Genomic DNA, 23,750 nt, shown 5'->3' with positions numbered 1-23,750 from the left:
TCGTCAGCCCTGCAGGATGGAAGAGACCAGCAACTGCGTGTACGGGTGCTGCGGGTCGTCGAGGATCTGGTCGGTCAGGCCTTGCTCCACCACGCGGCCGCCCTGCATGACCAGCGTGCGGTGTGCGAGCAGGCGCGCCACGGCCAGGTCGTGCGTGACCAGCACGGCGGCGAGGCCCAGGTCTGCCACCAGGCGGCGCAGCAGATCGAGCAAGCGGGCCTGCACCGACACGTCCAATGACGCCGTGGGCTCGTCCATGAACACCAGGCGCGGGTGCGTGACCAGGTTGCGCGCGATCTGCAAACGCTGCTGCATGCCCCCGGAGAAGGTGCCGGGAACGTCGTCCAAGCGGGCCAGGTCGATTTCCATCTTCTCCAGCCAGTTGCCGGCGAGCTCGCGCAGGTTGCCGTAGTGGCGCTCGCCCACGGCCATCAGGCGCTCGGCGATATTGGCACCGGCGCTGACCTGCATGCGCAGGCCATCGCGCGCATGCTGGCGCACGAAGCCCCAGTCAGTGCGGGCCAGCAGCCGCAAGCGCGCGCTGGACAGCGTGGCCAGGTCGGTCAGGCCTGACTCGCGCGTGTCGTAGCTCACGCTGCCGCGCTGCGCCGGCGCCTGCATCGACAAGGCCTGCAGCAGCGTGCTCTTGCCGGAGCCCGATTCGCCCACCACGCACAGCACCTCGCCCGGGTACAGGTCGAAGCTGACGTCATGGCAGCCGTGCAGGCCCTCCCAGGTGCGCGTCAGGTTGCGCACCGACAGCAGCGGAGTGGCGCTCATCGGGCACCTCCGGCAGCGGCCTTGACGGCCTGGGCCGCCTGGCGGTCGGCGCAGTACTCGGTGTCCGAGCACACGAACAGGCGCGTGCCGGCGTCGTCGGTGATGATCTCGTCCAGGTAGCTGTCGGTGGCGCCGCACTGGGCGCAGCAACTGGACCACTTTTCCACCGTGAAGGGATGGTCGGCGAAGTCCAGGCTCCTGACCGCGGTGTACGGCGGCACGGCATAGACGCGCTTCTCGCGCCCGGCGCCGAACAGCATCAGCGCGGGGCTGCGGTCGAGCTTGGGATTGTCGAACTTGGGGATCGGCGACGGCCGCATCATGTAGCGCTGGTTGACGATCACGGGGTAGTCGTAGGTGGTGGCGATATGGCCGTGATGGGCGATGTCCTCATACAGCTTGACGTGCATCGCGCCGTACTCAGCCAGTGCATGCATGGTGCGGGTCTCGCCCTCGCTCGGTTCCAGCCAGCGCAGCGGCTCGGGGATGGGCACCTGGAACACCAGGGTCTGGCCCGCGTGCAACGGCGTTTCCGGAATCCGGTGACGGGTCTGGATGATGCTGGCCTCGGCGGTGCGCTCGGTGGTCTGCACGCCGGTGACGCGGCCGAAGAAGCGGCGGATATTGATGGCGTTGGTGGTGTCGTCCGAGCCCTGGTCGATCACCTTGAGCACGTCATCCCTGCCGATGATGGCGGCCGTCACCTGGATGCCGCCCGTGCCCCAGCCGTAGGGCAGCGGCATCTCGCGGCTGCCGAAGGGCACCTGGTAGCCGGGAATCGCCACGGCCTTGAGCAGCGCGCGGCGCAGCATGCGCTTGGTCGACTCGTCCAGGTAGCCGAAGTTGTAGTGGTCGTCGCAGGCCATGCCCGTTGCTATGGTGGTGTCGGGGGTGGTCATGCCAGCGTCTCCTCTTGCGGCTGCGGTTGCGCCTGCACGGTAGCGGTCACGGCACCATCCTGTTCCGCGCGCAGCCGGCGCAGCAGTTCCAGGTTGGCCTGGAAGTCCACGTAATGGGGCAGCTTCAGGTGCTGCACGAAGCCGGAGGCCTCGACGTTGTCGCTGTGGTACAGCATGAATTCGATATCGTTGGCCGGGGCGTCGGCGGCCTCGCCCAGCTCTTCGGCGCGCATGGCGCGGTCGGCCAGCGCCATCGACATGGCCTTGCGCTCGTTGTAGCCGAACACCAGCCCGTAGCCGCGCGTGAAGCGCGGGGCTTCGTCGGCATTGCCGGCGAACTGGCTCACCATCTGGCATTCGGTCAGCTCGATCTCGCCGATGGTGACCGCGAAGCCAAGCTCTTCCACGAACAGTTCGACCTCGGCCGTGCCGTAGCGGATCTCGGCCGCGAACGGGTGCGAGTTGCCGTAGCCGCGCTGGGTGGAATAGCCCATCGACAGCAGGAAACCTTCATCGGCGCGCGCCAGGTTCTGCAGGCGCGCGGCGCGGCTGGCGGGGAAGGCCAGCGGCTCGCGCGTCAGGTCGGGCGGCGTGGGGTCACCCGCGGGGATCTGGTCGGCTTCGACCAGTTCATCCGCTTCCAGCAGGCCGGTCACGCGCGGCATGCTGGCGGCGAGGGGTTCGGGTGACGGCGGCAGCGGCTCTGGGTCGCGGCCTGCTTCGAGCGTGAAATCCAGCAGGCGCTGGGTGTAGTCGTAGGTCGGCCCCAGCACCTGGCCGCCCGGCACGTCCTTGAACGTGGACGAGATCCGGCGCTGCAGGCGCATCGCGCCCGTATCCACCGGCTGGGTATAGCCAAAGCGCGCGAGCGTTGTGCGATAGGCGCGCAGCAGGAAGATCGCCTCGATCTGGTCGCCGGCGGCCTGTTTCAGGGCCAGCGCGGCCAGGTGCGGGTCGTACAGCGAGCCCTCGGCCATCACGCGCGACACCGCCAGCGGCATCTGTTCGCGGATCTGCGCCAGCGTAAGTTCCGGCACCGCGGTATCGCCGCGGCGATACGCATCGAGCATCCGGTAGGAATTGAGGATGGCGCGTTCGCCACCTTTGACGGCTACGTACATGTCAGTCCTCCACCAGCGTGGTGCGCGTCAGCGCGCAGAATCGGTCGCCGCTGGCCAGCAGCAGGTCCACGCCGAGCGGGAAGCCGGCGTTGTTGGCGCGCCAGCCGGCGCGGAAGTCCGCGGGCAGGCCGACCACATGCAGCACCTGCGTGGTTTCGATGCCGGGGCCGCGCAGCGTGAGGGTGTCGCCATCGGCAAGCGAGGCCACCTCCACCAGCAGCGTGGCCGAGCGGTCGGGGAAGGCCGGGTCGCCTTGCGCGCAGTCCGCCAGTGCCGGCACGGCATATCCGGCGGGCACGCACACGAAGGCCGCGGCGCCGACATCGTCGGTCAGCGGGCAGCCGCAATGGAAGCGCAGGAACGCGCGCGCCGCGGCCGGCACGCCGGCAGGCAGCCAGACCGGGGTATCGGGATCGGCCAGCGTCAGCAGCAGCGCGGCCAGCGCGGGCGAGAGGCCGTCGGGCAGGCCGCTGGTCACGGGCAGCGTTTGCAGCCGGCCCGGATGGGCAAACGCCTGCAGCGCGGCGCGGAAGACCTGCTGGGCGTCGTCGACCGGGTTGTTGAAACCCGGCAGCAGCGAGGCGGCCGGGGTGGACAGGATCGGTTGGGTGGCAGTCATCTCAGTCCTCTCCCCGGACCATGGTGAAGAACTCGACGCGGGTCTGGGCGGCAGTGGCCGCTGCGTGTGCGGCGCGCTCCGCCTGCGTGCTTGCCAACGGCGCCAGCACGAGGTCCTGCACGCGCTGGTGCCAGGGCGGGCGCTGCAGCAGCGCGTCCAGCACCGCGGCCTGTTCGGCGTGGCGGGCGCTGCGGCCCTGGATATAGGCCACGCCTACCGCGGCTCCGGCAGCGCCGTCTTCCAGCACGACCGCGCAGCGCGTGACCGTGATTTCCCCCAGGTTGAACTGGGCACCGGTGCCGCCTGCGCGGGCCCGGACCATGGCCATGCCGGACTCCGGCTTGCGCAGCAGCCGGTAGGCCGGCAGGGCTTGCGCCTGGCCAAGCCGTTGGTACGCGCCGTCGAGCGCGTCGGTTGGCGCTGTCGCCAGGATCCGGAGCCAGGCGGCGCGGGCGGCATGGGCCTGCGCGGTTTCGCTTTGCATCATCACCCCTATACGTCTATACGTGTAGATGTCACTGCTTGAACACGCAGCTACTAGACCACAGGCAGATGAACGTTTCATGACGGGGCGGGGCATTGCTCGGGCACCCCGCCATCGCGGCGCGGTTAAGGCACAATCGCATGGCAATGGTGAACGCTTGATGACAAGAGGGCAGCGCAAGATGTCTGATCGAGAAGTGGAACGGGGTTCCGGCGTGGCGGTGTGGCGCCAGATTGGCGAGGCGCTGGCGGACGACATCCGCAAGAAGCTGTACCTGCCCGGCGAACAGCTGCCCCCTGAGCCTGAACTGGCCACGCGCTTCGCGGTCAACCGCCACACCATCCGCCGCGCCATGGGTGAGCTGGAGCTGAGCGGGCTGGTGCGGATCGAGCAGGGCCGCGGCACCTTCGTGCAGGAGCATGCGATCGACTACGCGATCGGGCGCCGCACGCGCTTCTCGCAAAACCTGGCCGCGCAGGGCATGCGCGGGCATACCGAGATCATCGACAGCCAGGTGGTGCGCGCGCCGGAAGTGGCAAAGCAACTGGGCCTGGCGCGCACGGCGGAGATCCTGCACGTGCAGATGATCGGCAAGGCCGAAGAGCGCACCATCGACGTTGCCGAGCATTACTTCAACCTAAAGCGCTTCCCGGGTATCGACGAGGTGCTGCGCGCCAGGCAATCGGTGTCGCGCGCGCTGGCGCATTTCGGCATTGCGGACTACACGCGCAAGTGGTCGCGCATCACGGCGGCCATGCCCAGCGCCCCGGTGGCGCGGCTGCTGAACCAGCCGAAGACGCGCCCGGTGCTGCAGGTGGAGGCGCTGAACGTTGATATCGACGGGGCGCCGGTGCAGTACAGCGTGGTGCGGTTTGCCGGGGACTGGGTGCAGCTGACAGTTTCCGACAGTGATTGAGGCGGGGCGGCGTGGCATTGGTCTAGACATCCGGCTGTCATCTGCCTGCGCTAACGTGTCTGCGGTCCAGACCACAAAACCAGGGCAGTCGCCGCCGCCGGGCGTCGGGCGCCACTGGTAACCTTGCCGCATGACCTTGCCAGCGCACCGTTACGCCATCTACCTGACGCCCTCCGATCCCTTCCGCACATTTGGCAGCCAGTGGCTGGGCCGCGACGCCGATACTGGCGCCGCGCTGCCCGCCCCGGCGGGCATGGCGCCGCCGCCCGCCGAATGGATCAAGGCCCCGGCGCACTACGGCCTGCATGCCACGCTGAAGCCGCCATTCCGGCTTGCGCAGGGCACCAATGGGCCGATGCTCGACGCCGCTGCGCGGGACTTCATGCGTGGCTGCGAGGCATTCGACGCGCCGCTGGCGCTGCGTGCGCTGCGGGGTTTTGTGGCGTGGTGCCTGGCCGATGGCGGATCGCCCCCGATGCAGGCGCTGGCCGATGCGTGCGTACTGGCATTCGAGCGCTTCCGCGCTCTGCCCACGGCCGAAGAACTCGGCCGGCGCAAGCCGGACCAGTTGAGCGACGAAGAGCGCCGCATGCTCGACGCATGGGGCTACCCGTATGTGTTCGGTACCTTCGTCTTCCATATCACGCTGACCGGCATGCTCGACCCTGCCGGCCAGCACGCCGCCATCGAGCACCTGGGGGCAGCGAGCGGCAAGCTGCTGCAGGCGCCGCTTCATGTGGACGGGATCAGCGTATTCGTGCAGCCGGCGCCGGGCGACGACTTTATCGTTGCCCGCCACTACGGTTTCAACGGCAGCACCACTGACGGCGCCGGCGCGGCGTACCTGGACGCATGAACGCACACACCCCGGCCGACGGACACGGCCTGTTCTACCTGATGGGGCCATCCGGCAGCGGCAAGGACTCGCTGCTGCGCGCGCTGCGCGAGCGCCTCGGGCCGGATGACCGCATCGTCATCGCGCATCGCTATATCACCCGCGAGGCCGATGCCAACGAGGCCTCCGTTGCGCTCACCGCCGATGAATTCCGGCGCCGCCAGGCGCTCGGCTGCCTGGCGCTGGACTGGCACAGCCACGGGCTGCATTACGGCATCGGCATCGAGATCGAGCAGTGGCTGGCCAGGGGCCTGACGGTGATCGTCAATGGCTCGCGCGAGTACCTGCCGCAAGCCGTGGCGCGCTACCCGAAGCTGTGCGCAGTGCATGTGCGCGTCCGGCCGGAGGTGCTGGCCACGCGGCTGCGCCAGCGTGGCCGCGAGTCGGAAGAGGCGATTGGCCGGCGCCTGGCGCGCGCGGCGCAGGCATTCACGGTGCCGGCAGGGTGCCGCCTGGTCGAGTTCGACAATAGCGGCGCCCTGGAAAGCGCGGCGGAGGCGTTCGCGCGGCTGGTTGGGGCTACTTCCGATAGCGCAACATTAAGCTGATAAGCCCGTGCCGAAGCGAAGCCTCCGGCACGGCCTTGCCATCAGAGTTCGATGCTGAAACTAATGCCGTGCTCGGTGAACCCGAGCCGGCGATAGAACTGGTGGGCCTGCAGACGCCGCGCGTTGGACGACAGCGCCAGCTTGGCCGCACCGGCCTCACGGGCCAGGCGCATCGCTTCGCGCATCATCGCCTTGCCGACGCCCATGCCGCGCGCGGACGGGGCCACCACCACTGCCTCGACAATCGCCTCGGGACGCCCGTCGTGGACCATCACGGGGAATACCAGCAGGCTGAAGGTGCCCAGCGGCACCTCGTCCTCATCCACCATCATGTAGCAGCGGTAGTCCGGATAGCGGCGCATGGTCGCGTAGCGCTCGCGCATGGTGGCCAGCGGCAGCGGCAATTCGTCGTCCATCGCGGCCAGCAGCGCGGACAGGTGCCGCAGTTCCGCGTCGGAACCGCGCACTTCACGCAGGGTAAGCACAGCTTCAGCCATGATGTTCATGCGCCAGTCCGCGCGCAACGCGCGGCCATGTCCAGATAGTGCGCCAGCGGCGGCGTGGCCAGGTCGACCACCTTGGCCAGGTCGTCGTAGCGGCGCAGGCGGACCGCGGCGGCGGCGTGGCGGCTCGCGGCGAATGCATCGGCCTGCGCGGTGCTGTACGGGCCGCCTTGCAGCGCAAGGCTTTGCACTGAAGCGGGCGACAGCGTGCCGGAATACGCGGGATCGACGGCGCACAGGTAGCGCTTGGCCGCCACGTGCAGGCGCACGGGCTCGGTCACTTCGTCGCCAAACAGCCCGGTCAGCGCATCCGCGGCGGCCTCCTGGTGGCGCATGTCGGTGGTGGTGCTTTCGGCCAGCAGCAGGTGGCCAACGTCATGGAGCAGGGCCGCGACAATCAGCGGCTCGGGCTCGCCGGCCTGCTCGGCCAGTTGCGCGCATTGCAGCGCGTGCGCGGTCTGGCTGATGGCTTCGCCGCCGTACCAGGCATTGCCATGGTCGGCAAACAGCGTTTCGATGCGGGACAGGTTCAGCATGGGGTCAGACCAGTACCTTGCGGATTTGTGCGGAGATGATGTCGATGGCCGAGACGAACAGGATGATGATGATCATCACGGCACAGGTCTGCCCGTACTGGAAGCTGCGGATGATCTCCCACAGCACGGTGCCGATGCCGCCGGCGCCGACGATGCCCACCACCGAGGCCGAGCGCACGTTGGACTCAAAGCGGTACAGCGCGAACGACAGCCACAGCGGCAGCACCTGCGGAATCACGCCATAGACGATCTCGTCGATCGGCCCAGCGCCGGTGGCGCGCACGCCTTCCACCGGGCGCGGGTCGATGGCTTCGACGGCTTCGGCGAACAGCTTGGCCAGCACGCCGGTGGTGTGGATCCAGATCGCCAGCACGCCGGCAAACGGGCCCAGGCCGACGGCCACGATGAACAGCATGGCAAACACCATCTCATTGATGGCGCGGCAGGCGTCCATGATGCGGCGTGCGGGCTGGTAGGCCCACGCCGGCACGATGTTGGCCGAGCACAGCAGGCCCAGCGGCACCGCCATCACCACAGCCAGGACGGTGCCCCACAGCGCGATCTGCACGGTGACGAGCATCTCGTCCAGGTAGTGCCGCCAGTCGCGGAAGTCGGGCGGGAAGAAATCGGCGGCAAATTTTGCCATGTTGTCCGAGTCGCGCAGCAAGTCCAGCGGGCGCATGTCGGCGCCTTGCCAGGACAGGGCGAGCATGGCCAGCAGGACTGCCCAGGTCAGCATCACGGCAAGGGAAGTGCGCGGCGGGCGCACGTTGCTTTGGGGCGTGGGAGGCAGGCCGGGCCTGGCGGTGACAGTCATGGGGCAAGCCGGAATCAAGCGGGGTAACGAAAGCGATGCGAGGCCGGCGGCGGGGTGCCGCCGGCCTCGTCGGGGTGGTGCTTATTGCGTGCTGGTGGCGTTGCCGGCGGCCTTGTCCAGCTCAGCCAGGCGGCGGCTCACCTCGGCCAGCCGCTTTTCCTTGTCGGCAGCGGCCAGGGTGGTGTCCGATTCGATCTTGGCCTTCTCGCGGGCCAGCTCGATCTGGCGGATCGGCACCAGCTGCGCATCGCTGGCGGTACGGAAGCCCTGGTAGGTCAGGGTGGCCAGCACCTGCTTTTCACGCGCGGCGTCGGCGCCCTTGCCGTAGTTGACGAAGAAGGCCTGGATCTTCTTCTTCACCTCCGGCGACAGGTCCTTGCGATAGACCATCGGATCGGCCGGGATCAGCGGCGACTTCCACAGCACCCGCACCTGGTCGTAGGCGTTCTTGCCGGTGTTGATGCGATAGCGCTCCATGTTCTCGGTGTTGTTCACCGCCACATCCACCTGCTTGTTCAGCACCGACAGCAGGTTGGTCTCGTGGTTGCCGATGCGCACGGCCTTGAACAGCGTCTTGGGTTCGACCTTGTTCGCAGTCCACAGGTAGAAGCCCGGCACGGCCGTGCCCGAGGTGGAATTGGGGTCGCCGGCGCCGTAGCTGAGATCCTTGCCGCGCTTGATCACGTCTTCGACGCTCTTCAGGTCGCTGTCCTTGTTGACGATCAGCACCGACCAGTAGCCCGGGTTGCCGTCCTTGTCGATCACCGAGGCAAAGACCTCGCCGTTGGCACGGTCCACGGCCTCCATGGCCGACTTGTTGCCGAACCAGGCAATCTGCACCTTGTTGAAGCGCATGCCCTCGATGATGCCGGCATAGTCGGACGCAAAGAAGGGCTTGACGGGTACACCCAGCGTCTTGCTGAGATCGTCGATCAGCGGCTGCCAGGCGGACTTCAGGTTCGATGACGATTCGGTCGAGATAAAGCCGATGTTCAGGCTCTTGGCATCCTGCGCGAAGGCGGGCAGGGCGACCACGCCCGAGGCCACGACGGCGAGAAAGGTTCTGCGAAGCATGGACAACTCCGTTGGGAAGCGGTTTGGGGGAAAGTGGTCTGGACAGGTGGCCGTTCAGGCGGCTGCCAGGTTCATCGTGACCATCGCCGGTGCCGGCATGGCCGCAGTGGATACGTCTTCGTCGGGCACGGAATCGAGCAGCAGCTCGTCGGCTTCAGTGCCGTAGAGACCGCGCAGCATGCCGGGCGTGAGCGCGGCAGAGGGGCCGTCATAGACCACTTTGCCGTGGCGCAACGCCACCACGCGGGGGCAGTAGCGCATCGCCACATCCACCTGGTGCAGCGACACCAGCACCGCGACCTTGCGCGTGCGGTTGATCTGCCTGAGCAGCGACATCACCCGGCGCGACGATTCCGGGTCGAGCGAGGCGATCGGCTCGTCGGCCAGGATCACGCTGGCGTTCTGCACCAGCGTGCGGGCGATGGCGGCGCGCTGCTGCTGGCCGCCCGACAGCGTCGAGGCCCTTTGAAACGCATAGTCGTCTATACCAACTTGCGCAAGTGCATCGAGCCCGCCCTGGACTTCATCGGCCTTGAAGATGCGCAGCAGGCTGCGCCACTTGGGCACGCGGGCCAGCATGCCGACCAGCACGTTGGTGATCACCGGAAGACGGCCCACTAGGTTGAACTGCTGGAACACAAACCCGATCTCGCCACGCACCTTGCGCACGTTGCGGGCCAGGCGGCCGTTGCGCTGCACATGGCGGCCGTTGACGAGGATTTCGCCAGCGCCGGCATCGCCCGTGATGAATCCGGCCACGTGGCGCAACAGCGTGGACTTGCCCGATCCCGATGCACCCAGCAGGGCGACCATCTCGCCTGGCGCGATGTGCAGCGTGACATCGTCAAGCGCCTTGCGGTCCGCGCGGAACGATTTGGAAAGCCCGCGGACTTCAATTGCGTGCGTCATGTCGACTCCCTGACGTGAATGACCTGCGCATTCTGGCCGGGGCGGATGACAGAACGATGACTTGTGCGGAAGGGGCTGAAACCAGTTGGCAGCGCCGGCAGCCGTGCTGGCCGCCGGCGCCGGTGGGTCAGGTGCGCGTGATCGAGACGCCGCCATCCACCAGCGACGCCGTGCCGGTGACGAAAGCCGAATCGTCCGATGCCAGGTACAGCACCGAGCGCGCCAGTTCTTCCGGCGTGGCCACGCGCTTGAGCGCATGCAGGTTGGTGATGAACGCCTGCGATTCCGCGGTGTCGTTCATGGTGCGATACATGTCCGTGTCCACGGCGCCCGGCAGGATCGCATTGACGCGGATGCCCTGCGGCCCATACTCGGCCGCCAGCGCCTGCGTCAGGCCGATTAGGCCGGACTTGCTTGCCGCATACGCGGCCACGCCGGGAAAGGCGACGGTGTAGCCAACGAAGGTCGATGTGAAGATGACCGAACCGCCGCCGTCCTTCAGCATCTGTGCAAGCTGGTGCTTGGCGCCGAGGAATGCGCCGGTGAGATTGATGGCAAGGGTGTCGTTCCAGCCCTCAGCCGAAACCCCGGTGCTGGGCCCGCCCTCGCCGAGCGTGCCGGCGTTGTTGAAGGCGATATCCAGGCGGCCATAGCGCTCGACCGCCAGCTTGACGAGCGCACTGGCGTATTCCTCGCGCCGCACATCGCCGGCGAGCGCCACCGCGTCGCCGCCGGCGTCACGGATCTGCGCCACCAGGCTGTCCAGTTCGGACTGGCGGCGCGCACCGACTACCACCCTGGCGCCCTCGGCGGCAAACAGCAATGCAGTGGCGCGGCCAATGCCGGCACTGGCGCCGGTAATGATGGCAACTTTTCCAGACAAACGTCCCATGATCGATCTCCGGTCTGGCGCGCGGGGCAACTTGCTGGTCGACGGCGCCGGTTTTGCGGGTAGGGCAGCAGGAACTGTCCCGCTGCCTCGTGAAACCAGTATGGGTACCGCGCGCGGTTCGCACTAGACTGAAGATCGCGGAACAACTTTCCGGATATGCCGAACAATGTTCAAGCTAGAAGGTGTCGCCAGCTTTGTCGCCGTGGTGGAGGCAGGCTCCATCAGCGAGGCCGCGAGGCGGCTCAACTTGTCCAAGTCCGTGGTCAGCGAACGCCTGGCCGAGCTTGAAAAGGCGATGGGTGCCAACCTGCTGCGCCGGACCACGCGGCGGCTGTCGCTGACCGAGGACGGCGCCGCCTTCCTGGAGCGGGCCGCGCGCATCCTGCATGAAGTGGAGGCGGCGGCAACCGATGTTGCCGAGCGGCGCGGCACCCTGGCCGGGTCGTTGCGGATTTCCGCGCCGGTCACATTTGGCCGGATGCACCTGGGGCCTGCCATCTATCCGTTCCTGGCCCGGCATCCGGAACTGGAGCTGAGCCTGGACCTGGACCTGGACGACCGCCGCGTGGACGCGGCCACCGACAGCTATGACGCCGTGGTGCGGCACGGCCCGCTGGAGAGCTCGCGCCTGGTGGCATGGCAGCTTGCCCCCAGCCACCGCCTCCTGGTCGCATCCCCGGATTACCTCGCGCAGATGGGCACGCCGGCAACGCTGGCGGAGCTGCAGCAGCACCGTGGCATCTTCTACGCCAACCGCGGCGCGGCCGACTGGCGCCTGCAAGGCCCCGACGGCACCGAAATCGCCCGTGCCGCCGTTGCGCTGCGCGTCAACAACGGCGACATGATGCGCGATGCCGCCATCGCGGGAGTCGGCATCGCGTTGTTGCCGACCTTTATTGCCGGCGATGCCATCCGGCAGGGTGCGCTGGCCGTGATCGATGTCGGCCTGCGGGCCGAGCCGGAATCCATCTATATCGCCCACCCGGAAGGCCGGCGGGTGTCGGCGCGGCTGCGCGCGTTTGCGGAGTGCGTGCGCACGGCCATCGGCAGTCCGCCGTACTGGGACGCATGGGTGCAGGCACGCGGGGAGGGCGTGGGAACCTGATGCCAGCCGCTGGCCGGGTTCCATGAGCGCCATGTGGCGGCCCCGCAAGGCTGGAAGATTGCCGCCCGCGTCGCGCGGCCTGTATTCTAGTGCTCTGCCCGGCGCCCCGTTTCCGCAAGGAGGCAGGGCGCCATGCACTTCACATCGAGCCGGCCATACAGGAACCCCATGCAGGAACCCGAACTGGATGAAATCAATATCCGGATCCTCGAGGCGTTGCAGCGCGACGCCAGCCTGACCAACGTCGAGCTGGCCGCGCGCGTCAACCTCTCGCCGTCGCCGTGCCTGGCGCGCGTGCGCGCGCTGGAGCAGCGCGGGATCATCCGGCAGCGCGTGACGCTGCTCGATCCGCAGAAGCTTGGCCTCAACGTCAACGTCTTTATCCACGTGTCGCTGGAGCGGCAGGCGCGCGAGGGGCTCGATGCCTTTGAACGCGCCGTGCGCGCGCTGCCCAACGTGATGGAGTGCTACCTGATGACGGGCGACGCGGACTACCTGATCCGCGCCGTGGTGGCCGACGTCCAGGCAGTGGAGCGGCTGATCGTCGACGAGATCACGCGCATCCCCGGCGTCGCCAACATCCGCAGCAGCTTCGCACTCAAGCAAGTGATGTACGACACAGCGTTGCCGCTGCGCAATCCGCGCTAGCCGGGCAAGGCGCCGCCCGGCGTCCGGCGTGGGATATGCCGCCGCCTCACCATTCAGCAGTGGATTGTGCTGCCACCTGCCGGATAGGCAGTCAACTTCAGCACCTCATGCGGGAGGGCTCTCCATAGAATGGGGCAAAACCCATTGGAGACTTCCCCATGACCGACCTTGCCTCCCCACACGCCCGCCTGCTCGCCCAGGCCATGCCCGAGAGCGACGACGATCCGCAAGAGACGCGCGAATGGCTGGACGCGCTGGAGGCAGTGGTGGCGCAATGCGGGCAGGAGCGCGCGCGCTTCCTGCTCAGCCGGCTGCTCGATGCCGCGCCCGCGCTGGGCGTGTCGAACACGGCGCAGAGCAATACGCCTTACCTGAACACCATCCCGGTCGAGCGCCAGCCGCCTTATCCCGGCGATCTGGCGATGGAAGAGCGCATCACCGGCATCGTGCGCTGGAATGCCCTTGCCATGGTGGTGCGCGCCAACCAGGCCTACGGTGAGCTGGGCGGGCATATCTCCAGCTATGCCTCGGCGGCGGACCTGTTCGAGGTCGGCTTCAACCACTTCTTCCAGGGCGCCGATGCCGGCAACGGCGGCGACCTGGTCTACTTCCAGCCGCACTCGGCCCCGGGCGTGTACGCGCGCGCCTTCCTGGAAGGGCGCCTGTCCGAAGCCCAGCTCGACAACTTCCGCCGCGAGGCGGGCGGGCAGGGCCTGTGCTCGTATCCGCACCCCTGGCTGATGCCGGACTTCTGGCAATTCCCGACCGGCTCGATGGGGCTGGGCCCGATCCAGTCGGTCTACCAGGCGCGCTTCATGCGCTACCTTGAGCACCGTGGCCTGCAGGCCACCTCGGGCCGGCATGTGTGGGGCGTGTTCGGCGACGGCGAGATGGACGAGCCCGAATCGATCGCCGCGCTGCCGCTGGCGGCGCGCGAGAAGCTCGACAACCTGACCTTCGTCATCAACTGCAACCTGCAGCGCCTGGACGGGCCGGTGCGCGGCAACGGCCAGATCGTGCAGGAGCTGGAAGCGCTGTTCCGCGGCGCGGGCTGGAACGTGATCAAGGTGCTGTGGGGCAGCGCCTGGGATCCGATCTTTGCGCGCGATCACTCCGGCGCGTTGCTGCGCGCCTTCGCCTCGACCATGGACGGCCAGTTCCAGACCTACAAGGCCAAGGACGGCCACTACGGGCGCGAGCACTTCTTCGGCCAGAACGAAGCGCTGAAGGCGCTGGTCGCCCATATGACGCCGGATGAGGTGGCGGCGCTGAACCGCGGCGGGCATGACCTGCGCAAGCTCCATGCGGCCTTTGCCGCGGCACGCGCGCACAAGGGCCAGCCCACGGTGATTCTGGCCAAGACCATCAAGGGCTATGGCATGGGCAATGCCGGCCAGGCGCAGAACACCACGCACCAGCAGAAGAAGCTCGACATCGAGGCGCTGAAGGCGTTCCGCAGCCGCTTCGGCCTGGAGCTGTCCGACGAGGACCTGGAATCGATGCGTTTCTACCGCCCTGCGGAGGACAGCGCTGAGCTGCGCTACCTGCGCGAGCGCCGCCAGGCCCTGGGCGGCTACCTGCCGGCGCGCCGGCGCCAGGCCGACGCCGTGCCGGTGCCGCCGCTGGCGCAATACGGCCAGTTCGCGGTGGCAGCCGAGCAGAAGGAAATGTCGACCACCATGGCGATGGTGCGCATGCTGACCGGCCTGCTCAAGGACAAGACACTCGGCCCGCGCGTGGTGCCCATTGTTGCCGATGAGGCGCGCACCTTCGGCATGGCCAGCCTGTTCCGCCAGGTCGGCATCTACTCATCGCAGGGCCAGCTGTACGAGCCCGAGGACGCCGGCTCGATGCTGTACTACCGCGAGGACATCCGCGGCCAGATCCTGGAAGAGGGCATCACCGAGGCCGGTGCGATGTCGTCGTGGATTGCCGCGGGCACTGCCTACAGCACCCATGGCACGGCCATGCTGCCGCTCTATATCTACTACTCGATGTTCGGCTTCCAGCGCATCGGCGACCTGATCTGGGCCGCCGGCGACCAGCGTGCGCGCGGCTTCCTGGTGGGCGCCACGGCCGGCCGCACCACGCTGTCGGGCGAAGGGCTGCAGCACCAGGACGGCACCAGCCACATCATTGCCGCCACCATCCCGAACTGCCGCGCCTATGACCCGGCCTATGCCTATGAACTGGCGGTGATCGTCGACGAGGGCATGCGCGCGATGATGGAGCGGCAGGAGGACGTGTTCTATTACCTGACCGTGATGAACGAGAACTACGCCCAGCCGTCGATGCCGGCCGGCGTGGAGCGCGACATCGTGCGCGGCATGTACCGGCTTGCGCAGGTGGAAGGGGGCGGGCGCGCCCGGGTGCGGCTGCTCGGCAGCGGCACCATCCTGCGCGAGGTGGAGGCCGCGGCGCGGATGCTGGCCGAGGACTGGCAGGTCGACAGCGAGGTGTTCAGCGTCACCAGCTTCTCCGAGCTGGAGCGCGAGGCACGCGAGACCGCGCGGCAGCGCCTGCACCACCCGCAGGACAGCATCGCCCCCAGCCATGTGGAAGCGCTGCTGGCCGGCGACGCCCCGGTGGTGGCGGCCACCGACTACGTGCGCGCCTATCCGCAGCTGATTGCGCCCTATGTGGCGGCCCCCTTCACGGTGCTGGGCACCGATGGCTATGGCCGCAGCGACAACCGGCCGTCGCTGCGCCGCTTCTTCGAGGTCGATCGCGCCTATGTCTGCGTGGCCGCGCTGCGCGCGCTTGCGGCGCAGGGCACGGTGCCGGCGTCGGTGGTGGCCGAGGCGATCGCGCGCTATGGCATCGACACGGACAAGCCTGCGCCGTCCTCGCTCTGATATCCCCCGGTTCGCCCTGCAGGCCCGGCGGGGCGAACCGGTGCGGGACTCCACATGCTCCGGCTGCGGCTGTTAAGCTTTTTCATCTACAGCCGCTCCAGTTGCGCGCCCGTGTCACCACGGACTCGCGTCGCCCCCCAGCATGATCGCAAAGTCGGATATGAAACGGATTCCTGTTGCCACCATCGCCACCATCGCCACCATCGCGATGGCTTGCAGCCTCTTCGCGGCCAATGCCAGTGCCGCCGACAGTGTCGGCCAACGCCAGATAGAACGCGCTGTGAACGATGCCATCCGCCCCCTGATGGCGGCACACGGCGTCCCCGGCATGGCCGTTGCCGTCACGGCCGGCGGCAAGCGCTACGTCTTCAACTACGGCGTCGCGGCGAAGGCGGGCGGGCGCAAGGTCGACGGCGACACGCTCTTCGAGATCGGCTCGGTCAGCAAGACTTTCACCGCGACGCTTGCGTCCTATGGACAGGCCCGCGGCGCCCTGTCTCTGGCCGACCCTGCCGGGAAATACCTGCCGGCGCTCGCGGGAAGCAGCCTGGGCGCGACCAGCCTGCTCGATCTTGGCACCTATGCAGCCGGCGGGCTGCCGCTGCAGTTTCCGGATGCGGTCACTGACACCAGGTCGATGCTCGACTATTTCCGGGGCTGGCGCCCCAGATATGCCGCCGGCACCCATCGCCAGTATTCGAATCCCAGCATCGGCTTGTTCGGCTACCTGGCTGCCAGCAGCATGGGCCAGCCCTTCGATGACCTGATGGAGAAGACGCTGTTCCCGGCGCTGGGCCTGGCCCACACCTACATCAGGGTGCCGAAAGCGCGCATGGGCGACTATGCCTATGGCTATTCGAAAGACGGCAAGCCGGTCCGGGTGGCGCCCGGCGTGCTGGATGCCGAAGCCTACGGCGTGAAAACCACGGCGGCTGACATGATCCGCTTCGTCGAAGCCAACATCGACAGCGCCGGCCTGGACGACAAGCTGCGGCGTGCCATTGCCGGGACGCACACCGGATACTTCAAGGTCGGAGACATGGTGCAGGGGCTGGGCTGGGAAATGTACGCCTGGCCCACCCGGGTCGACAGCGTGCTGGCCGGCAGTTCACCGCAGGTCGTGCTCGAGGCGAACCCGGTGAGCCGGCTGGAGCCGCCGCTGTCATCGCCCGCCGATGTGCTGGTCAACAAGACCGGTTCGACCAATGGCTTTGGCGCCTACGTGGTCTTTGTGCCGGCGAAGCGGATTGGCATCGTGATGCTGGCGAACAAGAACTTCCCGGTGCCGGAGCGGGTAAAGGCAGCGTTTCGGATACTGGCGGTACTGGACGGTGTGCCAGCAGGGGCCGGCAGCCGGTAAGGGGAGGGCACGCCCTTCATCAAGGCGACACGTTGCCCAGGCAAGCTGCCTGGACCGCTCTTGCCGGTTGATCCGGCAAGGCATCGTCGCCCTGATTCTTATCCGATGAAGTCCACTCATGCTTGAACGCCGCCGTTTCCTTGCATCCACCTCCGCGGCCATTGCGGCCCCGATCGCCACCACCATCCTGAGCGCCTGCGGGGACGGTAATGCCGCCGACGCACCTGCCGCGATCTCCGATACGGAACTGCAGCGCCAGATGAACGCGCGCCTGGCGGTTCAGCTTAAAGACACCGCAGCTGCGGAGCAGATCTCGCCCCACGTGCTGGACTTTGCGCTCACCTGGCAGCCTCCGACCATCGCGGTATCCCGGCTGAACCGCATCGTGGCGTACGGGTTCGGCAACCGGCCGAACGCGCAAAGCGGCAACACGCCGACCAATGGCGGGAACCAGGCCGCACTGCCGGACCCGGGCCCCGTCAATGAAAGGCTCGCCGACACCGTCCATGCCATCTATCAGCAGCACCCGGTAAAGGTCTACGCGCAGTGGGAGATTGCGCGCTTCCTGAAGTCCAAGTACGGCCTGACCGATATGGTATCGATCGAGCCGGTGACCAATCCGGATGGCAGCATCACCTACCTGAGCACCGATGGCGTTGCCGCAAAGGTGGTGGAACTCGAACAGAACAATGCCGCCGGCATGGGGGTAGTGGGGGTCATTGGTTTCCGTGACCACGTCAAGCGCTGCGTGCTGACCTCGCGCGACCGCGGCATGAATGCCTTTGCCCCGGAAGGTGTGGAAATGCCTGGCGAATACGACGCGCAATCGGGCCAGTCCTGGACGCGTCGGCGCGACCTCTACCTGCTGCACGACATGTCCGCCCAGGTGCAGAGGCTGCGCGCCATGGCTATCGCGGCGGCGTACCCCAACGGCTAGCGGCCGCAAAAATATCCGGTTCTCCATGGAATAGTTCACGCGCCCCGCGTGTATACGCAGGTAATCCCCCGGCCGCCGGCGAACGCCAGGCCCGGAAAACAGGAGACCCTGCAATGCAACGGAGAACCCCACGCAATGGCGTCGGCACTGCGGCACGCATCGTGCCGGCGCTGTTCCTATGGGCTGCAAGCTTTGCCGCGCCAGCCCAGGATGCCCACCGGCATCACCAAACCACCCCGGGGCAGGCACCGCCGCCCTTTGTCGCCAGCACCGCAAAGCCGTTTTCCAGCCTGATGGGTGACGCCATGGCCGTGATGGATCACGGCATGGCGCAGGCAGCCATGAACGGCATCCCCGACCACGACTTTGTCACCATGATGATTCCGCACCACCAGGGCGCGATCGACATGGCCAAGGCGCTGCTGCTGTATGGCAAGGACCCGGAGCTGCGCAATCTTGCCCAGGGCATCATCACCGAGCAGCAAAATGAGATTCGCCTGATGCAAGCCTGGCTCCAGCGCAGCCAGGCCAGGACACCTGGCGCCGCCAATCCTCGCTAACCCACGGACATACACCGCCCGCATCAGGACCGACTCATGAAAAGACATGCCCTTATCCTTGCCGTGGCCGCACCTCTCGCAGTCGCCGCGCCGCAGCCACAGGATCGCGTTTATACCGCTGACCAGAACAGCAACACCGTTTCAGTGATCAATCCGGTGAGCAACACCTTGCTTGGGCAGATCCGCCTCGGCAACGCGCGGCCGGACGTGCTGTCGCCGCTATACAAGGGCGAGCTCAATGTCCATGGTCTTGGCTTCTCGCCTGACCATCGGACCCTGATCGCGATCTCGAACGGCTCGAATTCCGTCGCGTTCATCGATACCGCAACCAACAAAGTCAAGGGCATTGCCTATATCGGCCGCTCACCGCATGAGGGCTTCTTTACCGCGGATGGAAAAGAGGTGTGGGTAGTCGTCCGCGGCGAAGACTATATCTCCGTCATCAACCCGGTGACGTTCCGGGAAACCCGCCGCATCCAGACCACGGCAGGGCCGGGCATGGTGCTGTTCCATCCTGCCGGCAAGCTCGCCTTCGTAGTCTCCAGCTTCAACCCCGTGGTGGATGTCATCGATGTCAAGGCACACAAGGTGGTCAAGCGGCTCAATGTCACCAGCCCGTTTTCACCGTTCCTGCAGTTCACGCCGGACTTCCGCGAGGTATGGATGACGCACAAGGACGTGGGCAAGGTTACCCGCATCGACACCGAAAAACTGGAAGTGAAGGGCGTCTTCGACACCGGCTTCATCACCAATCACCTTGCCTTTGCCAGGACTGCACGCGGCACGTTCGCCTATGTGACGGTGGGCGGCGAAAACGTGGTCAAGGTATTCACAACCGAGACCGAACCGCGGCTGGCCGCGACCATTCCGGTCGGCGCGCTGCCGCACGGCATCTGGGCTGCCGACGACAGTTCACGCATCTATGTCGGCCTGGAAAACGGCGACGCCGTGGACGTGATCGACACCGCAACGAACCAGGTCATGAGCCGCGTGCCGGTGGGCCAGGCGCCGCAGGCACTGGTCTATGTCTCCAACGCCGTGCCAGGCGGCGAAGGGACCGCGAACCTTGTGCCGAGAGCGAACAGCGATCCGGTCAACATCGCCCTCAGGCCGGTCAATGGCGATGCCAAGGGCTTTGTGGTTGCGCGCAATCTCGGTGTTGTCGACGCGTTGGAAGTATCCCTGTTCAAGCTGAAGCCGCAAACCACCTACAGCGTCTATGTCGCAGGACAGGCCACGCCCGTGGCAAGCTTCCGCACCAATGCGGCCGGCATGGCCAATGGCACCGCCATTGGCCCGCTGCGCGAAGTCGTGACGACGCTTTCGCCAAAGAGCGCCACCCCAGCGAAGCTGATCGTCATGGAGGGCGATGCGGCGGCGGATCCGGCTACGGCGGTGTTGGTGAGCGTGCCGTGAGTTGAGCCCCTGGTGACCTGGGTTGGCGGATCCCCGGCTAGAGCGCCAGGATCCATCCGCCCAGCGCCGCGCCAGCCACCACCAGCACGGGGGACACGCGGCCGTAGACGAGCAGGCCGAAGGCCGCCAGCGCCAGGCCGAAATCCGCCTTCGAGTGAATCGCGCTGGTCCATACGGGGTCGTACAGCGCGGCGGCCAAGACGCCAACCACGGATGCATTGATGCCACCCATCGCGCTCTGCACCCCATCGCGCTGGCGCAGGCTTTCCCAGAATGGCAATGCGCCGGCCACCAGCAGAAACGCCGGCGCAAAGATCGCGAGAAGCAGTACCAGCGCGCCCACCCATCCACCCAATGGCGCGGGGGAGAGCGCCCCGAGGTACGCGGCAAAGGTGAACAGGGGGCCCGGAACAGCTTGTGCTGCACCGTAGCCCGCCAGGAATGCATCATTGTCGACCCAGCCAGGGGGCACCACGCCAGCCTGCAGCAGCGGCAGTACGACATGCCCACCCCCGAAAACCAGCGCTCCGGCCTGATAGAAGACCGAGACGGCCGACACCGCCATGGAACCGGTCACAGCGGCAAGAGCCGGGAGCAGCACCAGCAGCACGCCGAACAGCGCGAGAAGCAGAACGCCGACCCGGCGACTCACACCGTAGTTGAGATGCTGGGCAGGAGGCAGATGGTTCAATTGCAAGGTCCCGCGCGCAACCAGGCCACCCAGCACAATGGCAGCAACCTGGCCCACCGCACTTGGCACCGCGAGAACCAGAAGCGCGGCCACGACCGCGATGCCCGCGCGCAGCCGGTCCGGGCACAGCGACCTGGCCATGCCCCATACCGCCTGTGCGACAACCGCCACGGCCGCCACCTTCAGGCCGTGGACTGCCCCGGAATCCGCAACGCCGGACCAGCGCGCAACGCCAAAGGCAAACAGGACAAGTGCAATCGCGGAGGGCAGGGTAAAGCCCGCCCAGGCGGCCAGCGCGCCAAGCCAGCCCGCCCGCTGCAGCCCCAGCGCCATGCCAACCTGGCTGCTGGCAGGTCCCGGCAGGAATTGACATAGCGCGACCAGGTCCGAGTAGCTCTTGTCGTCCAGCCAGCGGCGGCGCTCCACGAATTCGGCGCGAAAGTAACCGAGGTGCGCGATCGGGCCGCCGAACGAAGTCAGGCCAAGTTTCAGGAACGTCCGAAGAACCTCTGGAACCGTGCCACGTGTTGCGGCGTCAGCGGCGCGGTTTGTGTCCTGAGCGGGGCTGGGGGGCATCGGCGGTGTTCTCGGTTAAGGTTTCATCGACCAGTTCCGCGAGCCGTGGGCGCAAAGCCCCCAGTGCCTGCCGGCCCTTGTATAGCGAACTTCGATATTGTATCGAGACCACCTCCGGGGGGCATCGGCAAGCCCGAAGGCTTGAAGGGCAACCTGTCGGGCTTCTGGTCGCGCCGCATCGACGACACGAACCGCCTGGTCTATGCGGCGGATAATGAAGCGCTACGCATTGTCAGCTGCCGCTACCACGACGGCGACAAGTAAGCTGACCACTTGCGCGTCAGGCGGGAAGCCAGAAGGCCCTGAGTGCCACCACAGCAATGGGTGCCGCGTTTCGCCTCCTGACCGCCTTCGCCCGCCTCATCCCTTGCCATAGTACCGGCTGAGGTAGTCCACGATTTGAGGGATGTCTTCGTCCTTGATGGGGGCGCCGAACGCCTTGACCATCTTATTCACCGTGGCGGTCCAGCCGTTGCGATCGAGGAAGACCGAGTTCATCGGGATGTAGTCGATGCTATGGCAGCTGATGCAGTTGGCCATGACCTTGTCCTTGCCGGCACCGTCCTTGATCCTGATGCTCGCCTCATCGGCCAGCGCATTGCCCGTCACCAGGATGAGGCTGAGCAGCATGGCTTTCATGGCATCTCCCTCACACGATTTCGACTTCGACCCGCTGGACCACATTGTGGTGATAGCCCGCGGGATTGTGGATCAGCTCGAACGTCTGGGTGGCGCCGGTGCGGTTGATGGCCCTGGCCATGACGGCAAGCTTGCCGCTCTTGCCGGGCGTGAACCGCAGGCTGAAGAGCCGGAAGGCGTAGCGCCCATGCTCCGGCCCAAGCTCGCTTGCTTGCCAGCTTCGCCCGCCGTCGGTCGAAACTTCCACGCGATAGATGCCGTAACCGCCGTCCCAGGCGATCCCCTTCACCTCCAGCACCGTGCCGCGCCGTATGCGCTGGCCCGGCAGCGGATTCGTCAGCAGCGAGTTCACCACCATCTCAGTGATTGGCATGTTGACGTCGGTTTCCTGGCTGACAAAGCGGTCGACCTGCGGAAACTTGCCCTTGGGGATGCGATAGGCGGGGTTCATCCAGAACCCGGACAGGGGCTTGGCCAGCGCATTGATCGAGACGATGTGCTTGACCCAGTACGTCGCGGTCCAGCCGGGCACGACGATGCGAGCAGGGTAGCCGTTCCAGTGCGGCAGCGGGGCGCCATTCATTTCCCAGGCGATCAGGGCGCTTTCCTCCATTGCCTTCCATGCCGGTATGCTCTTGACGAAGTCCGGCGTCTGCGCGATCACGGGTCTGTCCGCGCCGTCGAAGGCAATCTCCACGGCGTCCTTGCCGATCCCGGCCCTGGCTAGTACGTCCCTGAGCCTTGCGCCGCGCCATTTTGCATTGCCCATCGCGCCTGGCCCCCATTCCACGCCCGGCACGTGAGGCTGGAACAGGCCCCGCCGGTTGCCTGAGCACTGGCAAACCGCCGCCACCTCGAACGGCTCGAAGTCCTTCTTCAGTTGGGAAAGCGTCAGCTCGAACGGACTTGTGGCCGCCTCTCCGCCAATTCGCAGCCGCCAGTCGGCCTCGTTCACCTCGGGAATGGAAGCGAGGTGATAGCGCACGAAGAATGCATTGTTGGGGGTGAAGGCCTCACCGAAATATGCCAGTGGCGTTTCGTAGTTCGGTGGCCGGTAAGTCCGCTTGATGAGTGGCAGCTTGCCCGGCAGCGCGTCCAGCACCGCTGATTCCCGCGTGCCTTCAGGCAGTTCGGGCGTCATGTCTGCGACCGCCGCGAAAAGCGGCGCCGGCAGCAATGGCCCAGTGCCGGCGGCCAGTAGTCCGGCTCCGCGCTTGAGAAACGCTCTGCGTGTGGTCATGTCGCCCCCGTCCGAGGTCCACATGACATCACTCTAGTGCATGCCGCGCCATTGGCCCAGCGAGCCCAGTGCTATACTTGTACCGGTAATTGAACAAGTCATATGGGGGAGGGGCCATGCGCACCATTCACTTCTCGGATGCCCGCAACAACCTGAAGGCGGTCATCGACCAAGCCATTGACGATCACGACGCAATCCTGATCACGCGCCGTGACGCGCCCAACGCCGTCATCATGTCGCAAGATCAGTACGACAGCTGGATGGAAACGATGCACCTGCTCAGCTCGCCGGCCAACGCCGCGCGCCTGATGCGCTCGATTTCGCAGCACCGCGCCGGCAAGGCCGAGAAGCACGACCTGATCGACCCCGACGCTGAATGACGCGCCAGCCGACTTTCATGCCTGACGCCTGGGAGGACTACCTCTACTGGCAGAGCCAGGCCAAGAAAACGCTCAAACGCATCAACGCGCTGATCCAAGACACGCAGCGCGAGCCCTTCGAAGGCATCGGCAAGCCCGAGCCCCTGAAGGGCAACCTGTCGGGCTACTGGTCGCGGCGCATCGACGATGCCAACCGCCTGGTGTATTTCGCCAACGACGACGAATTGACCATCATCGCCTGTCGGCTGCACTACGGCGACAAGTAGCTCAATTTGAACTTAGCCAGAACCGGACATTACAACTTTGCCGCTACAAGCATTGTCCAGCCGGTTTTGAAAGGTCGTCCCTTC

26 protein-coding genes and 1 pseudogene are annotated in these 23,750 nt (G+C 66.6%); 13 read left to right on the top strand and 14 right to left on the bottom strand.

Annotation, left to right across the window (positions count from 1 at the left end; all coding sequences use genetic code 11):
* Nucleotides 1–3: 3 nt before the first annotated feature.
* Genes phnK through phnG form a run of 5 tightly spaced genes read right to left on the bottom strand, consistent with a single transcriptional unit; the run spans nucleotide 4 to nucleotide 3,906 of the window.
* A complete protein-coding gene (phnK, locus tag CF68_RS24560; protein WP_035823884.1) occupies nucleotides 4–780 on the bottom strand; it encodes a phosphonate C-P lyase system protein PhnK in 777 nt (258 codons plus the stop codon).
* Nucleotides 777–1,679 (bottom strand): alpha-D-ribose 1-methylphosphonate 5-phosphate C-P-lyase PhnJ, encoded by a 903-nt coding sequence (locus CF68_RS24555; protein WP_035823881.1) that lies wholly within the window; start codon nucleotides 1,677–1,679, stop codon nucleotides 777–779. The genes phnK and CF68_RS24555 overlap by 4 nt, the downstream gene beginning before the upstream one ends.
* The gene (locus tag CF68_RS24550; protein ID WP_035823878.1) at nucleotides 1,676–2,800 is read right to left on the bottom strand and encodes a carbon-phosphorus lyase complex subunit PhnI; all 1,125 of its coding nucleotides are present in this window, start codon (nucleotides 2,798–2,800) and stop codon (nucleotides 1,676–1,678) included. Before CF68_RS24550 ends, CF68_RS24555 begins: the two co-directional genes overlap by 4 nt.
* A gap of 1 nt (nucleotide 2,801) precedes the next feature.
* Nucleotides 2,802–3,419 carry a phosphonate C-P lyase system protein PhnH gene (gene phnH / locus CF68_RS24545; RefSeq protein ID WP_035823874.1) on the bottom strand — a complete coding sequence of 206 codons (618 nt, stop codon included), beginning with the start codon at nucleotides 3,417–3,419 and terminating at the stop codon, nucleotides 2,802–2,804.
* A 1-nt stretch (nucleotide 3,420) separates the two neighbouring features.
* On the bottom strand, nucleotides 3,421–3,906 hold the full coding sequence (phnG, locus tag CF68_RS24540; RefSeq protein WP_035823871.1) for a phosphonate C-P lyase system protein PhnG: 486 nt from the start codon (nucleotides 3,904–3,906) through the stop codon (nucleotides 3,421–3,423).
* Between the two features lie 178 nt (nucleotides 3,907–4,084).
* On the opposite strand from phnG, the gene phnF reads away from it, so the two are divergent.
* From phnF to phnN, 3 genes are all read left to right on the top strand, one after another.
* A complete protein-coding gene (phnF, locus tag CF68_RS24535; RefSeq protein ID WP_035823867.1) occupies nucleotides 4,085–4,819 on the top strand; it encodes a phosphonate metabolism transcriptional regulator PhnF in 735 nt (244 codons plus the stop codon).
* A gap of 130 nt (nucleotides 4,820–4,949) precedes the next feature.
* Entirely contained in the window at nucleotides 4,950–5,675 is a 726-nt protein-coding gene (locus CF68_RS24530; RefSeq protein WP_035823863.1) for a DUF1045 domain-containing protein, read from the top strand.
* Nucleotides 5,672–6,262 carry a phosphonate metabolism protein/1,5-bisphosphokinase (PRPP-forming) PhnN gene (gene phnN / locus CF68_RS24525; RefSeq protein WP_035823861.1) on the top strand — a complete coding sequence of 197 codons (591 nt, stop codon included), beginning with the start codon at nucleotides 5,672–5,674 and terminating at the stop codon, nucleotides 6,260–6,262. The genes CF68_RS24530 and phnN overlap by 4 nt, the downstream gene beginning before the upstream one ends.
* A gap of 41 nt (nucleotides 6,263–6,303) precedes the next feature.
* On the opposite strand, the gene CF68_RS24520 is transcribed toward phnN, so the two are convergent.
* The 6 genes from CF68_RS24520 to CF68_RS24495 all read right to left on the bottom strand — a co-directional run bounded on the left by CF68_RS24520 (nucleotide 6,304) and on the right by CF68_RS24495 (nucleotide 10,993).
* A complete protein-coding gene (locus tag CF68_RS24520; protein ID WP_369798902.1) occupies nucleotides 6,304–6,768 on the bottom strand; it encodes an N-acetyltransferase family protein in 465 nt (154 codons plus the stop codon).
* A complete protein-coding gene (locus tag CF68_RS24515; RefSeq protein ID WP_035823859.1) occupies nucleotides 6,765–7,301 on the bottom strand; it encodes a phosphonate degradation HD-domain oxygenase in 537 nt (178 codons plus the stop codon). Before CF68_RS24515 ends, CF68_RS24520 begins: the two co-directional genes overlap by 4 nt.
* A gap of 4 nt (nucleotides 7,302–7,305) precedes the next feature.
* Nucleotides 7,306–8,118 carry a phosphonate ABC transporter, permease protein PhnE gene (gene phnE / locus CF68_RS24510; protein WP_035823855.1) on the bottom strand — a complete coding sequence of 271 codons (813 nt, stop codon included), beginning with the start codon at nucleotides 8,116–8,118 and terminating at the stop codon, nucleotides 7,306–7,308.
* An 81-nt stretch (nucleotides 8,119–8,199) separates the two neighbouring features.
* Nucleotides 8,200–9,192 carry a phosphonate ABC transporter substrate-binding protein gene (gene phnD / locus CF68_RS24505; RefSeq protein WP_035823852.1) on the bottom strand — a complete coding sequence of 331 codons (993 nt, stop codon included), beginning with the start codon at nucleotides 9,190–9,192 and terminating at the stop codon, nucleotides 8,200–8,202.
* 54 nt (nucleotides 9,193–9,246) lie between these two features.
* Complete coding sequence (phnC, locus tag CF68_RS24500) at nucleotides 9,247–10,101, bottom strand: phosphonate ABC transporter ATP-binding protein (RefSeq protein WP_035823850.1); 855 nt, start codon at nucleotides 10,099–10,101, stop codon at nucleotides 9,247–9,249.
* 127 nt (nucleotides 10,102–10,228) lie between these two features.
* Entirely contained in the window at nucleotides 10,229–10,993 is a 765-nt protein-coding gene (locus CF68_RS24495; protein WP_035823848.1) for an SDR family oxidoreductase, read from the bottom strand.
* A gap of 166 nt (nucleotides 10,994–11,159) precedes the next feature.
* On the opposite strand from CF68_RS24495, the gene CF68_RS24490 reads away from it, so the two are divergent.
* From CF68_RS24490 to CF68_RS24460, 7 genes are all read left to right on the top strand, one after another.
* Nucleotides 11,160–12,098 carry a LysR family transcriptional regulator gene (locus tag CF68_RS24490; protein WP_035823845.1) on the top strand — a complete coding sequence of 313 codons (939 nt, stop codon included), beginning with the start codon at nucleotides 11,160–11,162 and terminating at the stop codon, nucleotides 12,096–12,098.
* Between the two features lie 168 nt (nucleotides 12,099–12,266).
* Complete coding sequence (locus CF68_RS24485) at nucleotides 12,267–12,746, top strand: Lrp/AsnC family transcriptional regulator (RefSeq protein ID WP_010809356.1); 480 nt, start codon at nucleotides 12,267–12,269, stop codon at nucleotides 12,744–12,746.
* Between the two features lie 158 nt (nucleotides 12,747–12,904).
* Nucleotides 12,905–15,601, top strand: coding sequence for an alpha-ketoglutarate dehydrogenase (mdeB, locus tag CF68_RS24480; protein WP_035823843.1), 2,697 nt, complete (start codon nucleotides 12,905–12,907; stop codon nucleotides 15,599–15,601).
* Nucleotides 15,602–15,761: 160 nt separating this feature from the next.
* On the top strand, nucleotides 15,762–16,961 hold the full coding sequence (ampC, locus tag CF68_RS24475; protein ID WP_035823840.1) for a class C beta-lactamase: 1,200 nt from the start codon (nucleotides 15,762–15,764) through the stop codon (nucleotides 16,959–16,961).
* Nucleotides 16,962–17,079: 118 nt separating this feature from the next.
* Nucleotides 17,080–17,898, top strand: a complete 819-nt coding sequence (locus CF68_RS24470; protein ID WP_035823838.1) for a hypothetical protein — start codon at nucleotides 17,080–17,082, stop codon at nucleotides 17,896–17,898.
* 113 nt (nucleotides 17,899–18,011) lie between these two features.
* The gene (locus CF68_RS24465) at nucleotides 18,012–18,458 is read left to right on the top strand and encodes a DUF305 domain-containing protein (RefSeq protein ID WP_035823836.1); all 447 of its coding nucleotides are present in this window, start codon (nucleotides 18,012–18,014) and stop codon (nucleotides 18,456–18,458) included.
* A gap of 36 nt (nucleotides 18,459–18,494) precedes the next feature.
* Entirely contained in the window at nucleotides 18,495–19,874 is a 1,380-nt protein-coding gene (locus CF68_RS24460) for a YncE family protein (protein ID WP_035823834.1), read from the top strand.
* 37 nt (nucleotides 19,875–19,911) lie between these two features.
* Here the strand turns inward: CF68_RS24460 and chrA are convergent, their stop codons facing one another.
* Nucleotides 19,912–21,141: a chromate efflux transporter gene (gene chrA, locus CF68_RS24455; protein ID WP_035823831.1), complete on the bottom strand. Its 1,230-nt coding sequence runs from the start codon at nucleotides 21,139–21,141 to the stop codon at nucleotides 19,912–19,914.
* Between the two features lie 105 nt (nucleotides 21,142–21,246).
* Here chrA and CF68_RS24450 point away from each other — a divergent pair.
* Nucleotides 21,247–21,405: pseudogene (locus CF68_RS24450) on the top strand (Txe/YoeB family addiction module toxin); the annotation flags it as partial.
* 96 nt (nucleotides 21,406–21,501) lie between these two features.
* Here CF68_RS24450 and CF68_RS24445 read toward each other — a convergent pair.
* Both CF68_RS24445 and CF68_RS24440 read right to left on the bottom strand, forming a co-directional pair.
* Nucleotides 21,502–21,780 (bottom strand): cytochrome c, encoded by a 279-nt coding sequence (locus CF68_RS24445; protein ID WP_013952938.1) that lies wholly within the window; start codon nucleotides 21,778–21,780, stop codon nucleotides 21,502–21,504.
* Nucleotides 21,781–21,790: 10 nt separating this feature from the next.
* Nucleotides 21,791–23,020, bottom strand: coding sequence for a molybdopterin-dependent oxidoreductase (locus CF68_RS24440; protein WP_035823982.1), 1,230 nt, complete (start codon nucleotides 23,018–23,020; stop codon nucleotides 21,791–21,793).
* Between the two features lie 116 nt (nucleotides 23,021–23,136).
* On the opposite strand from CF68_RS24440, the gene CF68_RS24435 reads away from it, so the two are divergent.
* Both CF68_RS24435 and CF68_RS24430 read left to right on the top strand, forming a co-directional pair.
* On the top strand, nucleotides 23,137–23,400 hold the full coding sequence (locus CF68_RS24435; protein ID WP_035823825.1) for a type II toxin-antitoxin system Phd/YefM family antitoxin: 264 nt from the start codon (nucleotides 23,137–23,139) through the stop codon (nucleotides 23,398–23,400).
* A complete protein-coding gene (locus tag CF68_RS24430) occupies nucleotides 23,397–23,666 on the top strand; it encodes a Txe/YoeB family addiction module toxin (protein ID WP_035823823.1) in 270 nt (89 codons plus the stop codon). The genes CF68_RS24435 and CF68_RS24430 overlap by 4 nt, the downstream gene beginning before the upstream one ends.
* Nucleotides 23,667–23,750 lie beyond the last annotated feature (84 nt).

It is taken from the genome of Cupriavidus sp. SK-4 (assembly GCF_000611125.1).
Classification (GTDB): Bacteria; Pseudomonadota; Gammaproteobacteria; order Burkholderiales; family Burkholderiaceae; genus Cupriavidus; species Cupriavidus necator.
Note: the sequence above shows the minus strand (reverse complement) of the source record. Positions and strands in the feature narration are given on the sequence as shown.

What these genes read in the sequence shown, in the direction of transcription:
- phnK (WP_035823884.1), bottom strand. Translation starts at nt 780, where the DNA reads ATGAGCGCCACTCCGCTGCTGTCGGTGCGCAACCTGACGCGCACCTGG.
- CF68_RS24555 (WP_035823881.1), bottom strand. Translation starts at nt 1,679, where the DNA reads ATGACCACCCCCGACACCACCATAGCAACGGGCATGGCCTGCGACGAC.
- CF68_RS24550 (WP_035823878.1), bottom strand. Translation starts at nt 2,800, where the DNA reads ATGTACGTAGCCGTCAAAGGTGGCGAACGCGCCATCCTCAATTCCTAC.
- phnH (WP_035823874.1), bottom strand. Translation starts at nt 3,419, where the DNA reads ATGACTGCCACCCAACCGATCCTGTCCACCCCGGCCGCCTCGCTGCTG.
- phnG (WP_035823871.1), bottom strand. Translation starts at nt 3,906, where the DNA reads ATGATGCAAAGCGAAACCGCGCAGGCCCATGCCGCCCGCGCCGCCTGG.
- phnF (WP_035823867.1), top strand. Translation starts at nt 4,085, where the DNA reads ATGTCTGATCGAGAAGTGGAACGGGGTTCCGGCGTGGCGGTGTGGCGC.
- CF68_RS24530 (WP_035823863.1), top strand. Translation starts at nt 4,950, where the DNA reads ATGACCTTGCCAGCGCACCGTTACGCCATCTACCTGACGCCCTCCGAT.
- phnN (WP_035823861.1), top strand. Translation starts at nt 5,672, where the DNA reads ATGAACGCACACACCCCGGCCGACGGACACGGCCTGTTCTACCTGATG.
- CF68_RS24520 (WP_369798902.1), bottom strand. Translation starts at nt 6,768, where the DNA reads ATGAACATCATGGCTGAAGCTGTGCTTACCCTGCGTGAAGTGCGCGGT.
- CF68_RS24515 (WP_035823859.1), bottom strand. Translation starts at nt 7,301, where the DNA reads ATGCTGAACCTGTCCCGCATCGAAACGCTGTTTGCCGACCATGGCAAT.
- phnE (WP_035823855.1), bottom strand. Translation starts at nt 8,118, where the DNA reads ATGACTGTCACCGCCAGGCCCGGCCTGCCTCCCACGCCCCAAAGCAAC.
- phnD (WP_035823852.1), bottom strand. Translation starts at nt 9,192, where the DNA reads ATGCTTCGCAGAACCTTTCTCGCCGTCGTGGCCTCGGGCGTGGTCGCC.
- phnC (WP_035823850.1), bottom strand. Translation starts at nt 10,101, where the DNA reads ATGACGCACGCAATTGAAGTCCGCGGGCTTTCCAAATCGTTCCGCGCG.
- CF68_RS24495 (WP_035823848.1), bottom strand. Translation starts at nt 10,993, where the DNA reads ATGGGACGTTTGTCTGGAAAAGTTGCCATCATTACCGGCGCCAGTGCC.
- CF68_RS24490 (WP_035823845.1), top strand. Translation starts at nt 11,160, where the DNA reads ATGTTCAAGCTAGAAGGTGTCGCCAGCTTTGTCGCCGTGGTGGAGGCA.
- CF68_RS24485 (WP_010809356.1), top strand. Translation starts at nt 12,267, where the DNA reads ATGCAGGAACCCGAACTGGATGAAATCAATATCCGGATCCTCGAGGCG.
- mdeB (WP_035823843.1), top strand. Translation starts at nt 12,905, where the DNA reads ATGACCGACCTTGCCTCCCCACACGCCCGCCTGCTCGCCCAGGCCATG.
- ampC (WP_035823840.1), top strand. Translation starts at nt 15,762, where the DNA reads ATGAAACGGATTCCTGTTGCCACCATCGCCACCATCGCCACCATCGCG.
- CF68_RS24470 (WP_035823838.1), top strand. Translation starts at nt 17,080, where the DNA reads ATGCTTGAACGCCGCCGTTTCCTTGCATCCACCTCCGCGGCCATTGCG.
- CF68_RS24465 (WP_035823836.1), top strand. Translation starts at nt 18,012, where the DNA reads ATGCAACGGAGAACCCCACGCAATGGCGTCGGCACTGCGGCACGCATC.
- CF68_RS24460 (WP_035823834.1), top strand. Translation starts at nt 18,495, where the DNA reads ATGAAAAGACATGCCCTTATCCTTGCCGTGGCCGCACCTCTCGCAGTC.
- chrA (WP_035823831.1), bottom strand. Translation starts at nt 21,141, where the DNA reads ATGCCCCCCAGCCCCGCTCAGGACACAAACCGCGCCGCTGACGCCGCA.
- CF68_RS24445 (WP_013952938.1), bottom strand. Translation starts at nt 21,780, where the DNA reads ATGAAAGCCATGCTGCTCAGCCTCATCCTGGTGACGGGCAATGCGCTG.
- CF68_RS24440 (WP_035823982.1), bottom strand. Translation starts at nt 23,020, where the DNA reads ATGACCACACGCAGAGCGTTTCTCAAGCGCGGAGCCGGACTACTGGCC.
- CF68_RS24435 (WP_035823825.1), top strand. Translation starts at nt 23,137, where the DNA reads ATGCGCACCATTCACTTCTCGGATGCCCGCAACAACCTGAAGGCGGTC.
- CF68_RS24430 (WP_035823823.1), top strand. Translation starts at nt 23,397, where the DNA reads ATGACGCGCCAGCCGACTTTCATGCCTGACGCCTGGGAGGACTACCTC.